This window comes from Ruminococcus albus AD2013 (assembly GCF_000526775.1).
Classification (GTDB): Bacteria; Bacillota; Clostridia; order Oscillospirales; family Ruminococcaceae; genus Hominimerdicola; species Hominimerdicola alba_A.
Window position 1 is genome coordinate 173,502 of sequence record NZ_JAGS01000001.1, and the last position, 15,864, is coordinate 189,365.

The window sequence follows — 15,864 nt, forward strand, 5'->3', positions numbered from 1 at the left end:
CTATCCTTCTGCGGATGATCATCCGCTATGATCATATTATAGAGTTTTTGCCTTGTTATCATGTTGTCTCTTCAGGATGATCACAATATCATCGGTTCAGTCGATGCTGTTTTTACGAATGATCTCTTTGCCGTTCACGATGAACCTGCCGCTGCCATTTATTATCCTGAAATTCTCTTCATCTGCAAAACAGTCTGTATCAAGATTGTTCCTTATATCCCACTTTGCATCGCATCTGTTCATTCTTATAAAAGTGTCATCGGAATACCCTCCGACAGCCAGCGAATCCACACCTGACAGCGTGAACTTTACTATAGTCGAAAAGATCTCACACCTTGTGGTTCCACGAAGTGCACCTATTCCTGTCAGTGAGATACCGCCGATATCCATATTCAGGCTGGAGATATCCACCGATACCTGCGCGGTCTCGCCTCTGAGCGAACCCAGTCCGACCATCTCCGAACCGTCGCCGCGAAGTTTGAAAGCGCATTTGGATATGGATATCTTTGAACTTCCGGTAACAGAACCGATAGCTGCACCTTCCTGAGAGTTGAAGTCGATGATGATGTTGCTGCTGTCTATAAGCACATTTGCATCGCCTGAAAGTGAGCCTATCCCCACCGTTCTGCTGCCGTTGGTGCTGAGTATGTACTGTCCGCTGAACATACGAACCTTTCCGCCGTCACCGCCGCCGATACATACCCCTGTACTGCCGTGACCCTTGATCTCGATAGTACCGCTCTGGGCGAATATCAGCTCACCCGTCGCCTGATCGGGCAGATTTCCTATGCCGAAAAATTCAGGAGAATTCAGCACTATGACCATATTGCCGTCACCCTCTATGGTGAGCTTTGAGGTCTTTGGCACGATGATGCCTGAATTCATCAGTATGTTGTCACCTGAAAGCACCAGCGTTACATCAGAATTCTCACCCACTTCTACTGCGGGACATTTGCCGCTGTTGGTCAGGGTGATGTTTTCCAGCGTTATCCTGCCCTTGTAGCCGTTTTCGATACTGATATGCAGGTTCGATTTTGCCCCTGGAGTTCCGTAGAAGGTGATATCCTTGTATATCATAGCACCCTTGCCCACAACTATCTCCGATATGCTCTCCTTTGTGAGTGCCGATAGTGAAACACGGTTGGTCTTGCCCGCGATATATCGCTGAACATTGTCACCTGCAACGAATTCGCTGTGATATGCAGCTATCTCTTTGCGGACATTTTCATTTATCTCCCCGATAAATTCCCTTGAAGGTTTGCCTGTGTAGAATCCCTGTATCAGGTCTGCACCGAGAATTATAGCGACTCTCAACTCATCGGAGGTCTCAACGCCCTCAGCAAGTGCAAGTATGTCGTTATCATGGCAGAAGTTTATTATCTCCTTGACAAAGTGCTGTTTCTGGGGTTTTATCTGTATATCGCTGATGAGTGCCCTGTCTATCTTTACGAAGTTAGGCATATACCTCAGCAGGTTGTTAATGTTTGAATAGCCTGAACCATAGTCGTCAACAGCGATCTTTATATTGCGGCGCTGAAGTATATCTTTCAGTCTCTCCAGATCTTCATCGCCAAGCTCGGCTTCTTCGGTCAGTTCAACTACCACTGAATCCGAAAGCTTTTCAAGGTAGCCCTTAACGATTTCAAGGTCGTCATCTTCAAGCATTATGCCGGGGATGCTGTTTATGAATATCTTGGCTTTGCCAAGCTTGTCCTGATTGTTTTCCACGATCTTCAGCACGTTCATGAATGTCGATCTTTCGATATCCACCAGTCTGTGCTGCATATCCGCGTACCGAACGATCGTCAGCGGCGGCAGGTTTCTCTCGGTGTCAGAGCGCATCAATGCCTCATATGAGAATACCGAGCCGTCCTTGGTGCTTACTATCGGCTGAAATTTGTATGTAAAAAGATTGTTGTCCAGTATCTGTGTTACAAGCTGATAGTCGGCTTTTTCTTCGCTGTCAAGATTTTCGTAAGCCGCATTTATCGCCGCAAACTTGGAACTTTTAAGATTATTCAGCTGTTCCTGTATGCGGTTCGCTTCAAGATATCTTCTCAGTGCTTCAAGTCCCTTTGCTACCAGCATTATCCACTTGCGGTATACATCATCATAGCTTCTTGCTTTGTTGCCGTATTCCACTGCCGCATACCCGAAGCAGGCATTCTCGGAAAATACAGGCGTGAAGAAAACAGCCCTTGGCTTTTCACGCTCTTCAAAAAGGTCAGGGAGAAGCTTGCAGCTGTCAAAGGTAACATCAAGTCCTGCAATACCGTCTTTAAAGCTTTTATTGAACCTGACAGCGTATATCATCTTGTCGGGATAGCCGTCGTTGCCGTAATGAACATCATTGCTTTTGCCCATGTATCTCCACAGATCCCCAAGGCAGAGGTGGAAATTCTCTGCACCCAGCTGAAAAGCATAGGAATATACTGTCCCTGCAAATCCCGAGAGGTCGGTCTGAGATATGAGGTCGTCAGCCATCGTATTGTTTACCGAATCAAAACCTTCCTGAGATATGACGGTGCCCCACTCACCGCGTCGAACGCTTATTTTGGGGATATCTTCATGTATGCATCCGCAGCTTTCGCCCATGAAAAGCTTCGGCGGCGTATAAAACAGGGGAGTTTCCCTTCCTGCAAATCTGTCAGCCATATACCCCGCTGAATATTCGCCCAGGTCTTCCGCGGGAATAAATGCAGATGTCACAGGCTTTGGCGAGGTATGACCTTCGATAGTGGAATCGTAGCTTACCACCGCGATATCTTTGGGTACTGATATGCCCCTTTCCTCAAATGCCTGACAAAGACCTATCGCCATACAGTCGTTTGCACATAACACAGCATCGGGAAGCTTTCTGCCCCCCGCAAGCAGGCGGTCAGCACAAAGTTCGCCGCTGAGATACCAGAAATCTCCATATATTATCCTGTCTTCGGGCAGAGAAAGACCATGTTTTTTTAGCGCAGATTCCACCGCACGCAGACGCTGCTGAGAGTGTTCGTGCCACTGCTTGCCGCAGAGAAAAGCGATATCTCTTGCACCGTGTACCTTAACAAGATGGTTTATAAGGGATTCAATGGATTCCCGACAGTCGGAGTAAACACTTGGGAAGTATTTGCTTTTGGATTCTATCATCAGAACGGGTTTATGGAAGTTCTTGTGCAGCCATTCGTCCAGTTCTTCAGCCGCACCCGCAGTCTGTATAGTATCCGCAAGAACTACTGCACCGTCAAAAAGTTCAGGACGCATAAGTGTGAATATGTTTGATTCGCCCTTTTCACGGATAGCTGTATTCTGATATTTATGGTACATCGAAAACACGCACACGTCCATATCGAGAGCAAAAGCGTTTTTCAGGAAGCCTGTTATGAATCTGCTCTGATAGCTTTCGTCTGCCTGTCCGACAAATAAAGCGATGTGTTTTCTGTTGTTCGTCATTATCAAAACCTCTGTTCGGGTTTGTTGTATGTATTTAATATAAATTATAGCACAAAACTAAAAATTTTTCAATATTATTTAAGAAAAAATCTCGAAAAAGAGTTTTGCTAACTGAAATAACAAATTGGAAATAATTTATAGCGTAATTTAAGCATAAAAAACTTTCTGCGCGGCAGAAAAACCAAGCTCAAAAACAAACTAAGCCGCGAATAGAGCTTTGGCTCAAGCCTTTCGCGAAAGGCTTGCGGGGAGCAACAGTCAGCAAAGCTGACTGTTGAGAGGCTCTGCCGACGCAGTCGCAGCTGAGGGGCGAAAACTCACCAATTACCCGTCAAAGCAAATGTACTACCAGTCCAGCAAAGCCCTATTTATTCTTTCACACAGCTATCAGTTTCCGATCTGCAAGAGTGCGGCACTTTTATCCCGAGAACTGCGCTATCAGGTCGCCCCTGACGGGTCGAGAAATCAACGAGCGTTCCGCCGTTGATTTCGGGCGCGGGCAATATTTACGCGGGTAGTTTGTGCGGGGCTTTAGTTTTGCACACGCTCGGGACTTCGTTATTGCCGCGCCTTTTTGACAGGAGCGGGAGTTCGCTGTGCTATTTACAGCACCATTTTCACGTCGCTTTTGCGCCTTGAATTGAGGGCTCTGCCCTCAAACTCCCGCAAGCCTGCTAGCGCGAGGCTTGACCGCGCGCTTTGTTTCCTTGGCATTCTTTTCTCAGACCCGCTGCGTCATCACTCTTATGGTTGAATATGCAAGTTGCAGTCGCTAAACTTTCATTTTCTGCATTTTGCATAAAATTATCAGCCTATTCCGGCACATAGAGGGGCGTATGATACTAATATTCCCTGTAATACGCCGTTTTACTTATGTAAGATGTGCTTTAGAACTCGGAAAATGTCTGAAAAATCAGGCATAAAATCAATTTAAAAAGGTATACATTTGCATTTTTGCTATTGACGTTTGCGCAAAATTGTGATAAAATATGTAGCGTAAGATTTTTATCTGAAAGGAATTGATATTCATGAGCAATATTCGTATAGGTATAGTCGGTTACGGCAATCTCGGCAGGGGCGTTGAACTCGCTATAAGACAGAACCCCGATACCGAGCTCGCAGCTGTTTTCACCAGAAGAGATCCCTCTTCTCTGAAGATACTCACCGAGGGCGTTGGCGTATATTCTGTAAATGACGTAGCTGATTTCAAGGACAAGATAGATGTACTTATCCTCTGCGGCGGCAGCGCTACCGATCTGCCTGTGCAGACTCCCAAGTTCGCTGAGCTGTTCAATGTTATCGACAGCTTCGATACTCACGCTCGTATCCCCGAGCACTTCGCAAATGTTGACGCTGCTGCAAAGAAGGGCGGCAACGTTAGCGTTATCTCCGTGGGCTGGGATCCCGGTATGTTCTCTGTACAGAGACTTTACGGCAGCTGCATCCTCCCCGAAGGCAAGGATTACACATTCTGGGGCAAGGGCGTTTCTCAGGGTCATTCCGACGCTATCAGACGTGTTGAGGGCGTAGCTGACGGCAAGCAGTACACAGTTCCCGTACAGGCTGCTATGGACGCTGTAAGAAACGGCGAAGATCCCGATCTGACCACAAGACAGAAGCATACAAGAGAGTGCTTCGTAGTTGCTGAAGACGGCGCTGACAAGGCAAAGATCGAAGAGACTATCAAGACTATGCCCAACTACTTCTCAGACTATGATACCACAGTAAACTTCATCTCTCAGGATGAGTTGAACAAGAACCACAGCGGTATTCCCCACGGTGGTTTCGTATTCCGCAGCGGTAAGACAGGCGTTAACGGCGAGACCCGTCACATCATCGAGTACAGCCTGAAGCTTGGTTCCAACCCCGAATTTACTTCCAGCATACTGGTAGCATACGCCAGAGCAGCTGTTAGAATGAAGAACGAAGGCATGACAGGCTGCAAGACCGTATTTGATATTGCTCCCGCATACCTCTCGCCCAAGAGCGGCGATGAGCTGAGAGCTTCGATGCTTTAATATCATATCGCATTTTCAAAGAGATCGCTTCGGCGGTCTCTTTTTGTTATCCTATAGTTTATGGGTATCTTTACTTTTGACGGAAAATATGTTATAATAATTAATGTATTTTTGTCCGCCTTGTTCGGGCTTCGGAAAGGGAGTGAGTATTTGCCGATAAATCGCAAACACCGTATAGAGCTCATATTCGGAATGTCAGCTGTAATGGTGGCGGGCATGGCAAGGGCAGTTCTGGATAAGACAGCCTTATCATACGACTACCTTATCTCGCTGCTGTTGATGACGGTCTATCTGATGTGGCTTTTTGCTTCACGCAGAAGATTTCCCCATAAGGGTATGCGGCGTATACTCACTGTGTCTGCCTTACTCATGATGCTCTGGAACACGGTCGATACTTTGAATAACGAATTTATAACCAAGGACTCTGATCTGAGCAGGCAAATATGGTACTGGTACTATCTGCCAATGGTGATGCTGCCGATTCTGCTTCTTATGGCGGCGTTCTACATAGGCAGAACAGACAGCTATGAGCTTCCGCGAAAATGGTTTATAGCTTTTATCCCCGTACTGGGTCTGGCTGTGGCTATTGGCACCAACGATCTGCATCAGCTGGCTTTTGAATTTGAAAACGGTTCTATGAAAAGATATCGCTGCGGACCGCTTTACTACTGCGCAATAGGAATACTCATATTCTCTGTGGTGGGTATACTTTTCAAGACGCTGAGAAGCTGTTCAAAAAGGCAGTTTTCACGGAGCTTCATGCTGCCCGCCGCAATAACCGCACTTGGCGGCATTTATTTTATCAGTTACAGGATCTCCGATGAGCCTATGCTTTTTCAGCGTATGTATGATTTCCCTGATTTCACCTGCCTGTTCTTCATGTGCTTCTGGGAGAGTCTTGTCATCACCCATATGCTGCCGTCAAATGCCGACCATAAGGAGTTTTTCAGCGCTTCATCCATAAGTGCGGGACTTGTTGATGACGAGATGGAGATATATCTGCGGGGCGAGAACAGTCCGAGACCCACGAAAGATCAGCTGACCGAAGCCTGTGTGAAGGAAGTGCTCAGCGGGAGCAATGTGCTGAAAGTACAGCCTGTTGTGGGCGGATATTTCTATTGGCTGGAGGATATCAGTGAGCTGCAGGAGCTGAATGAGCGCCTTGAAGAGACACGCAGTTATCTGGAAGAGGAGCACGTTATGCTGGATACTGCGAATAAACTGGAAGAGAGCCGCCGCCGCACCGCGGAGCAGAACAAGCTGTATGACAGCATATCAGAGCGGCTCAATCCCGAATTTGAGAGCCTTTCAAAACTGCTGAACGAACTTCCCGCTGACGAAGATGACTTCCGCGCAGTAATGAAACGGGCAGCGATAGACGGCGTTTTCATCAAGCGGTGTTCAAATCTTCTTTTGCTGGCAGGCAGCAGTGATCATATCGACAGCGGCGAGCTTGGTCTTTCGGTGGGGGAATCTCTGGGATATCTTGAGCTTTCCGATATATGGGGACAGGCTGATATACCAAAAGGCAGGGAACTTCCCGCAGAAACGGTGCTGTTCATGTACGAGCTTTTTAACGGGACGGCAAAGTGCGCACTTGATGATGTACACGCTATTATGGTCACTCTCAGGCTTGATGATGGCATAGATTTCCGCATTGAGCTGGACTGCGAATGTCAGCCCGTGAAAGATGAGACTTTCAGCCGTGCGGAAGAACTGGGAGGCAGTATTGAAACAGTACGCGAGGACGGCAGTACCTATGTGATATTTACGGCAAAGGGGGAGGCTGTTCAGTGAAACTTGCAGGGTCATCAATACTTACGCTGCAGGCTCTCGGTATAGCGGGATATTTTCTGAATATTCTTTTCCTTGCGGGAATGATGAGAGGACGAGTAGCCGGCAGAAAACGCAGTGGAGCTATATTCATACCCCCGCTTGTGATATGTCTGTTGCTGCTGATGAGCATAACCGAGGTCTGCAGATATGTTACAAGCGATTCTGTTCCATCGGAGTTTGAAAAGTTTGCTGAGAAGCTCAGCGCACCTTTATGTATCGGAATCGAGTTCGTTATGACGATAGTATGGGGCGTTCTGTGGCTCAGACAGGAACTGAATATCATAGGCAGGCTCACACCGCAGTCGCTGGAAGACGGACTTAACAGTATGCCGGACGGAGTGGCTTTTGTCAGCTCAAAGGGAGTACCGCTGCTGGTAAACAGTACTATGCAGAGGCTCTTCCGTGAATCTATGGGCTCACCTTATTTTGATATACGCGATTTTGAATACAGTATGCAGAATCAGACGCTTATCGTGGGCTGTTCAGCAGATATACACGGTAAGGGCTACTATCTCCACCTTTCTGACGGCAGTGTCTGGGATATACAGAAAAGTCTTATGATGATAGATGGCAGAAAGGTCTGGGAACTTCTTGCTTACGATGTTACCGAGAGATACCGCAAGAGTCTTGAACTGGAAGAGCGAAATGTCCATCTTGAAGAAGTAAACCGCAGTATAAGGAACTACACCCGCGAGATGAACGCCATCATACGCGAAGAGGAAGTTCTGGCGGCGAAGATACGCATACACGATGACGTCGGAAGGGCTCTGCTGGCGCTGAAAAGCTACCTGATACGCGGGGGCGACAGGGAAGACCTCATAGAAATGTGGCAGTTCACAGCGGGTCTGCTGAGTGGTGAAAATACCCCCGACGACAGCGCCGACCCCATAGGTGCGCTGAAAGAAGCGGCGGATGCGGTGGGTGTGAAGCTGATACTCAACGGCGATATACCAAGAAAACTGCGCAAGCTGATAGCCATAGCCATACACGAATGTCTGACAAATACTGTAAAGCACGCCGACGGAAGCGAGCTTACTGTTGATATAACAGATGAGGACGGAATAGTAACAGTCGTCTTCACAAACGACGGCAAGCCACCCGAGAGTGAGATAAGCGAGAGCGGCGGTCTTAAAAGCCTGCGCAGCACTGTCGAACAGTTCAGGGGCGAGATGGAGATAGCATCAGAGCCGAGATTCATGCTGACCATAAGGGTCAGCGGAAAGGAATAAACTATGGAAAAGTACAGGGTTATGATAGTTGACGACCAGTCCATATCACGGCATCTTTTTGAGATGTACGTCAACAATTCACCGAAGTATGAGCTGGTGTTCTCACTGAGTTCGGCTTCGGCGGCGGATGTATATATACTTCGGCATGAGGTTGACCTGATACTGATGGATATACTTATGAATGACGGTTCCAACGGACTTGAAGCCGCCGAGAAAATAAAGAAACTGCGCTCCGATATCAAGATAATCGCAGTTACGTCAATGCCCGAGTATTCCTGGCTTGAAAAGGCAAAAAGCATAGGTATAGAGAGCTTCTGGTACAAGGAAGCCGACGAGCAGACCATACTGGAAGTAATGGACAGGACTATGGCAGGGGAGAGCGTTTATCCCGACAGCAGCCCGCGTGTAAAGCTGGGGCTGGCGGACAGTTCGGAACTTACCGAGAGGGAACTGGAGATACTCAGGATAGTCACAACGGGTGCGACTAACCAGCAGGTGGCGGAACAGCTGGGCATATCAGAGAATACGGTGAAATCCCATGTGCGGTCCATGCTTGATAAGACGGGTTTCAGAAGCCGCACCGAACTTGCTATCAAGGCTAGGGTACTGGGCATAGCCATAAGCAGTGATGATGTGTGAGTTCCTTATGCACGGAATATTAAAATTCTGTGCGGCGTGACGTTTCTATTGACAATTCTCAACCAATGTGGTATACTTAGCCTTGTGGCTGCTCAGGCAGCCGTTTTGTGCGTAAGTGAATTCGAGAAAGAAGGATATCATTATGAAGTATACAAAAATATTGACAGCAGTGCTGTCGGCGGCAGTTATGACCGCTGCACTGGCTGGCTGCGGTGCCAAGGACGGCAGCAAGAGCGGCGACAAGAAGAACAGCAAAGGCGAGAATACATTTACTGTTGGTTTTGACGCTGAGTTTCCTCCGTACGGATACAAGGACGATAACGGCGAGTATGTAGGTTTCGACCTTTCTCTCGCTGAGGAAGTATGCAAGCGCAATGACTGGGAGCTGGTAAAGCAGCCCATCGACTGGGATTCCAAGGATATGGAGCTTTCATCGGGTTCTATCGACTGCATCTGGAACGGTTTCACCATCAACGGCAGAGAGGACGCATATACCTGGACTACTCCCTATGTTGACAACTCGCAGGTAGTTGTTGTAAAGGCTGATTCGGGCATTGAAAAGCTTGCTGATCTTTCGGGCAAGGTAGTTATCGTGCAGGCTGACAGCTCTGCTCTGCACGCACTTACAGGCGATGACGCAAGCGATGACAACAAGGCTCTGGCGGCTTCATTTGCTGATCTTCAGCAGGTGGGCGATTACAATTCCGCTTTCATGAACCTTGATTCGGGCGCTGCAGAGGCTGTATGTCTTGACTACGGCGTTGCTGTATACGAAGTCGCAAACAGAGGAAGCGATTTCAAGATACTGGATGAAAAGATATCCACCGAACAGTACGGCGTAGGCTTCCAGAAAGGTAATACCGAGCTGAGAGATAAGGTACAGTCCACACTTGCTGAGATGGCAAAGGACGGCACACTTGAGAAGATAGCCGATGAATGGGCTGACAAGGGTATTGACAAGCAGAGCATCTGCTTTGACCCCGACGCAAAGGCTGAATGATGATACTTGCAGAACAAATGGGGACCCTTGAAAAACTGCTGGACGTCTGTCAGAAGCTGATGAGCGGTGTGGGCGCGTCCCTGGAGATATTTTTCCTGACACTGCTGTTCGCACTGCCGCTCGGTATGCTGATAGCATTCGGCAGGATGTCTAAATTCAAGCCGCTGAGCCTTTTGGTCAAGCTGTATATCTCGGTAGTCAGGGGTACTCCGCTGATGCTTCAATTACTTGTGGTATTCTTCGGACCTTTCTATCTTTTTGGTGTACGTACTACTCCGGAATACAGATTCTACGCGGTAGTAATAGGATTCTCGCTGAACTATGCGGCTTATTTTGCCGAGATATACCGTGCAGGCATACAGGCTGTGCCCAAGGGTCAGCACGAAGCCTGCGAAATACTGGGATATTCAAAGTCGCAGAAATTCTTCAAGGTAGTATTTCCCCAGATGATGAAGAACATTCTGCCTGCCATAACCAACGAGGTCATAACACTGGTAAAGGATACCTCGCTGGCTTTTGCGATAGCGTACACAGAGATGTTCACCGTTGCAAAGCAGGTGGCTGCGTCGCAGTCTACGATAATGCCGCTTTTCGTGGCAGGATTTTTCTACTATGTGTTCAACTTCCTGGTGGCTTTCGTGATGGAGTTCATCGAGAAGAAGATGAACTATTTCAAATAGGAGGTCTGTGCTGTGAAATTACTTGAGATAAAGAACCTCCGCAAAAGCTTCGATGACCTTGAGGTGCTGAAAGATATCAGCATGGACGTTAACGAGGGACAGGTGGTGTCGATACTGGGTCCTTCAGGTTCGGGAAAATCCACGCTGTTAAGATGTATGTCGATGCTTGAAAAGGTGGACGGCGGCACTATGGTGTACTGCGGAAAGACCGCGGTGGATAATGCGAAATATATGCCTAAAAAAGAGCTGAAAGAGATCAAGAGCTATTTTTCGCTGGTGTTCCAGAACTTCAATCTGTTCCCGCATTATACGGTGATGAAGAACATCTGTGATGCGCCGATACACGTTATGAAGCGCAACAAGGCAGAAGTAAGACGCGATGCCGAGGTGCTGCTTGAAAAGATGGGTCTTGCTGAAAGGGCGGACTATTATCCCTATCAGCTTTCGGGCGGACAGCAGCAGCGTGTTGCGATAGCAAGGGCTCTGAACATGAAGCCGAAGATGCTGTTCTTTGATGAACCGACCTCGGCGCTTGACCCTGAGCTTACGGCAGAGATACTGAAAGTTCTGAAAGAACTGGCAGAGGAGAAGATGACTATGGTGATAGTCACACACGAGATAGCCTTTGCAAGGAGCATATCCGACCATGTGGTATTCATGGACGGCGGCGTCATCGTGGAGCAGGGCAAGCCTGCTGACGTTATCGACAATCCCTCAAACGAGAGAACACAGGCTTTTCTTAGAAAGCTTGAACAGTGATATTTGCGGACTGTCGCGAAAAGGTACGGCAGTCCGTTTTTTTTGTACAGTATAGCTGAAAACGAGATATAAAGTTTGTGTTTTCCTGATATTGACATTTTTGCTGTAAACTGATATAATCACGGCAGATAATATCATGGAGGGTGAAGGCTATGAAAAAGAAAGTTATAATAGCAGTATTGCTTTGTGTTCTTGTTGGGGCAGTTGTGGCGATTTTTGTTTTTGTGAAGAATGACAGCGGGAAGTCCTCAGTTTCATCTGCCGAACTGATAACCGACCCTGAAAAGATAAAAAATCTGATAGATAACTGCATAGAGGAAAATGGATACAAATATGGTGTTAGGGTGGAAATACAGGATTCAAATCGTTGGATACATGATGAACCTAATCACGATATTGTAATTGTTGGGCTTTTTATAAGTTATAAAAATCGTTCTAAAATCGAAAATTGGGATGAGTATCTTGGCGGTATTCGAGAAAAAGTACTTGAATGTATTTCGGATAATAACATTGATAAAAACTATGTGATAATAGATCAGACGGAATGATAGTATCCGCTGCTATAACGAAACCCTTTTCGCACCCGCAATGACCCGCGGGTGCGTTTTCATATATTTTCTATAAGTTCATATGTTAATAAATCTGAGGTTATGGGCTATCCTGCACTAAAAATATTACGAAATTTTTGTAAATATCTTGCAGAAAGATTTGAAAAAACGTGCTGACCCCCTTGTAAAAAATCAGGTTTTATGTTACAATAACAGTAACGCATATGCGTTCGGAATACGATATGAAAATAATATTAAGGAGAGAATGACAATGCAGTATGGTTATTTTGATCTGAAAAACAAGGAATATGTCATCACCCGCCCTGATACTCCCGCTCCCTGGGCAAACTATCTCGGTTCACCCGAGTACGGCGCTATCGTTTCAAACAACGGCGGCGGCTACAGCTTTGTCAAGAGCGGTGCTAACGGAAGAATAGCAAGATACCGTTTCAACTCGAACATCGGTCTCCCCGGCAGATATGTCTACATAAGAGACAATGATGCAAAGGATTACTGGTCTGCTACATGGCAGCCCGTAGGCAAGAGCCTTGACGAGTACAAGACAGAGTGCCGTCACGGTACAGCTTATACCACCATCACTTCACAGTACAGCGGCATCAAGAGTGAGCTAACTTACTATGTGCCCCTGAACAAGACCTATGAGGTATGGAGAGTAAAGGTAACTAACGAGAGCGATAAGGCAAGAAACCTTTCAACTTGGGGCTTTATCGAGTTCACCAACGAAAATAACTACGAGCAGGATCAGGTAAATCTCCAGTACACCCTGTTCATCACACGTACCTCCTTTGAGGGCAATAAGATAGTACAGCACATCAACGAAAACAGCGGCAAGGACGCTAACGGCTCCAACCACAGAGAGAGATTCTTCGGTCTGGTGGGCGCTGACGTAAGTGCTTACAATGGTAATCTCGACAGCTTCATCGGCGCTTACAGAGATTACGGCAACCCTATCGCAGTTGAGAGCGGCAAGTGCAATAACGTGCTCAACTACAACTCCAATGCCTGCGGTGCTTTGCAGTCTGATTTCACACTGGCAGCAGGCGAGACCAAGGAGCTTATATTCATTCTCGGTCAGAAAGACCCCATCACCGCAGAGAACATCATGAGCGAATACAAGGCTGCGGGCAAGGTAGATGCCGAGGTAAAGGAACTTGTTGATTACTGGCACGGTCAGCTGAACAACTTCCAGGTTGAGACTCCTTCCGAGGAATTCAACAACATGGTCGATGTTTGGAACGCTTACCAGTGCTTCATCACATTCATCTGGTCGAGAGCTGCTTCATTTATATACTGCGGTCTGAGAAATGGTTACGGTTACAGAGATACCGTTCAGGATATTCAGGGTATTATCCACATCAATCCCGAGCTGGCTGCTGAGAAGATCAGATTCATGCTTTCCGCACAGGTATCCAACGGCGGCGGTCTGCCTCTGGTTAAGTTCGACCACAAGGCAGGTCACGAGACTTGTCCCGATGAGAATGACGAAAACAGCGTATACGCTAAGGAGACAGGTCACCCCTCTTACCGTGCAGACGATGCTCTGTGGCTCTTCCCGACTATCGTTAAGTATATCGGTGAGACAGGCAACAAGGCATTCCTGGACGAAGTTATCGTATATGCAGAAGAGGGCGGCGGAGAGGCTACCGTTTACGAGCACCTCAAGAACGCTATCAGATTCTCACAGGAGAGACTGGGTGCACACAATATGCCCGCAGGTCTCCACGCTGACTGGAATGACTGCCTGAGATTGGGCAAGCAGGGCGAATCCACCTTCGTTGCATTCCAGCTGTACTACGCTATGAGCGTTATCAAGGGCTATGCCGAGGAGAGAAAGGATACCGATTATATCGAGTACATCACCAAGGCACAGGCTGACCTTTCCAAGGCACTTTCCGATTGCTGGGACGAGGACAGATTCATCAGAGGTATCCGCGACAACGGCGTTATCGTTGGTGCGAAGAAAGACCCCGAGGCTTCAATGTGGCTGAATCCCCAGAGCTGGGCAGTTATTTCGGGCTTTGCAAGCAAGGAGCAGGCTGAAAAGTCTCTCGACAAGGTACACGAGATACTGAACACTCCTTACGGCGTAAAGCTGATGGATCCTCCTTATGTAGACCACTACTTCGACGGTGCGCTGATGCACATCTTCAACCCCGACACCAAGGAGAACGGCGGTATATTCAGCCAGACACAGGGCTGGATAATCCTGGCAGAATCCCTGATGGGTCACGGCAACAGAGCTTTCGAGTACTTCAAGGAGAGCGCACCTGCAAGCATGAACGACAAGGCAGAGCAGAGAGTGATGGAGCCATACGTACACGGTCAGTTCACCGAGTCAACACGTTCACCTTACGCAGGCAGAAGCCACGTTCACTGGCTGACAGGCACAGGTTCGACAGTTATGGTAGGCTGTGTTGAGGGCATATGCGGTATGCGTCCCAACGCTGAGGGTCTGGTTATAAGCCCCTCTATACCTGCTGAGTGGGACGGCTTCAAGATCGAGAAGAACTTCCGCGGCAAGCACCTGTCCATCGACATACAGAACCCGAACCACGTTGAGAGCGGTATCAAGCAGATAACCGTTAACGGCGAGGCAGTTGAGGGCGATTTCGTATGCGAGTGCAAGATGACCGAGCAGACCAATATCACTGTTGTGATGGGCTGATAATTCAATAAGGCAATAATAAAGACCGTCCCGGGTGGGGCGGTCTTTTTGTGGTTATATTCAGCTGAAAGAAGTGCCGCGGATTTTTAGCCGACAAAATCAGGGTCTTCTTCGATAGAATAGATTATTTTTGCGGCATCAGCTATGTAATCATAATCAATTTCGTGGTCTTTGAAAGAAAAAGACTGGGTTATGAAGTTTACGTATCCGTTGTCAGGATTTTTAATAAAGGCATATAATATATAATCAATGGTTTCGTTTGATTGTTCATTTCTTACATAAGCAATTTCATATTCTGTTCTACCTAAAATTGTATTCTGCTTAATTTCTGTTGGTGTATATCCAGCATCATTTTCAGCGTGTTTCATATAACCTTTCATAAATTGTTGTATAGTTGAAGTAAAAGTTTCTTCGTTAAGTTCAACTGAGGCTAACTCTGGTATATATGTTATTACATACATTGAAAGTATGCCATCAGGATCGACGTAATAATAGTACAAAGTGTTTTCTTGGTTGACTTCTTGGGGAGATAAATTACTTGGCATATGATAAATCAAACCGCCATTTTTGACTTCCATGGTATCGGATTCATTGGAGTTTGTTTCGGAAGCAGTTTTATCTTCCCCATTATTATCGGTTGTTTCTGATGTGTTATCGTCGGATTTTTTAGCTTCGCTGTCCTCGGATTTAGATTCAATGCTGACATTGTTAGCTGTGCTCTCGGCTTTTGATTCGATTTCCGATTCGAAAGCGTTCACGGTTTCAGCTGTTGATTCAATTGTTGATCCGGTGGTGCTTTCGGTTTCGGTGTCATTGGCAGAAATTATTGTTGTCACTTTGGAGCTTGAATCGGTATCGGTACTATTCTGCTCTTTTTTATCGCATGATGTCATGGCGATAGTCAGCAAAGCCGCACACAGTATCGATATTGTCTTTTTTGTTTTCATAGTTGATCTCCTTATCTTAATGCTTTTGATTTTAAGGTATATTGCGATTCAAATTATACCACGGTGAGAGCGAAAATACAATTG

Annotated in this window: 11 protein-coding genes; 9 read left to right on the forward strand and 2 right to left on the reverse strand. The window is 47.0% G+C overall.

Features of this window, described 5'->3' with window-relative positions; all coding sequences use genetic code 11:
• Positions 1–96: 96 nt before the first annotated feature.
• A complete protein-coding gene (locus N773_RS0100855; RefSeq protein ID WP_024855993.1) occupies positions 97–3,438 on the reverse strand; it encodes an EAL domain-containing protein in 3,342 nt (1,113 codons plus the stop codon).
• A gap of 1,028 nt (positions 3,439–4,466) precedes the next feature.
• On the opposite strand from N773_RS0100855, the gene N773_RS0100860 reads away from it, so the two are divergent.
• From N773_RS0100860 to N773_RS0100900, 9 genes are all read left to right on the forward strand, one after another.
• Positions 4,467–5,456 carry a diaminopimelate dehydrogenase gene (locus tag N773_RS0100860; protein WP_024855994.1) on the forward strand — a complete coding sequence of 330 codons (990 nt, stop codon included), beginning with the start codon at positions 4,467–4,469 and terminating at the stop codon, positions 5,454–5,456.
• 150 nt (positions 5,457–5,606) lie between these two features.
• Positions 5,607–7,253, forward strand: coding sequence for a histidine kinase N-terminal 7TM domain-containing protein (locus N773_RS0100865; protein WP_024855995.1), 1,647 nt, complete (start codon positions 5,607–5,609; stop codon positions 7,251–7,253).
• On the forward strand, positions 7,250–8,521 hold the full coding sequence (locus tag N773_RS0100870) for a sensor histidine kinase (RefSeq protein WP_024855996.1): 1,272 nt from the start codon (positions 7,250–7,252) through the stop codon (positions 8,519–8,521). The genes N773_RS0100865 and N773_RS0100870 overlap by 4 nt, the downstream gene beginning before the upstream one ends.
• 3 nt (positions 8,522–8,524) lie before the next feature.
• Positions 8,525–9,160 carry a response regulator transcription factor gene (locus N773_RS0100875; protein ID WP_024855997.1) on the forward strand — a complete coding sequence of 212 codons (636 nt, stop codon included), beginning with the start codon at positions 8,525–8,527 and terminating at the stop codon, positions 9,158–9,160.
• 142 nt (positions 9,161–9,302) lie between these two features.
• The gene (locus tag N773_RS0100880; protein WP_024855998.1) at positions 9,303–10,160 is read left to right on the forward strand and encodes an amino acid ABC transporter substrate-binding protein; all 858 of its coding nucleotides are present in this window, start codon (positions 9,303–9,305) and stop codon (positions 10,158–10,160) included.
• Positions 10,157–10,840: an amino acid ABC transporter permease gene (locus N773_RS0100885; protein ID WP_242836125.1), complete on the forward strand. Its 684-nt coding sequence runs from the start codon at positions 10,157–10,159 to the stop codon at positions 10,838–10,840. The genes N773_RS0100880 and N773_RS0100885 overlap by 4 nt, the downstream gene beginning before the upstream one ends.
• Before the next feature lie 12 nt (positions 10,841–10,852).
• Positions 10,853–11,599: an amino acid ABC transporter ATP-binding protein gene (locus N773_RS0100890; RefSeq protein ID WP_024856000.1), complete on the forward strand. Its 747-nt coding sequence runs from the start codon at positions 10,853–10,855 to the stop codon at positions 11,597–11,599.
• Positions 11,600–11,751: 152 nt separating this feature from the next.
• Positions 11,752–12,147, forward strand: coding sequence for a hypothetical protein (locus N773_RS0100895; protein ID WP_024856001.1), 396 nt, complete (start codon positions 11,752–11,754; stop codon positions 12,145–12,147).
• Between the two features lie 271 nt (positions 12,148–12,418).
• Positions 12,419–14,833, forward strand: coding sequence for a GH36-type glycosyl hydrolase domain-containing protein (locus tag N773_RS0100900; protein WP_024856002.1), 2,415 nt, complete (start codon positions 12,419–12,421; stop codon positions 14,831–14,833).
• A gap of 86 nt (positions 14,834–14,919) precedes the next feature.
• On the opposite strand, the gene N773_RS0100905 is transcribed toward N773_RS0100900, so the two are convergent.
• A complete protein-coding gene (locus N773_RS0100905; RefSeq protein ID WP_024856003.1) occupies positions 14,920–15,780 on the reverse strand; it encodes a hypothetical protein in 861 nt (286 codons plus the stop codon).
• Positions 15,781–15,864 lie beyond the last annotated feature (84 nt).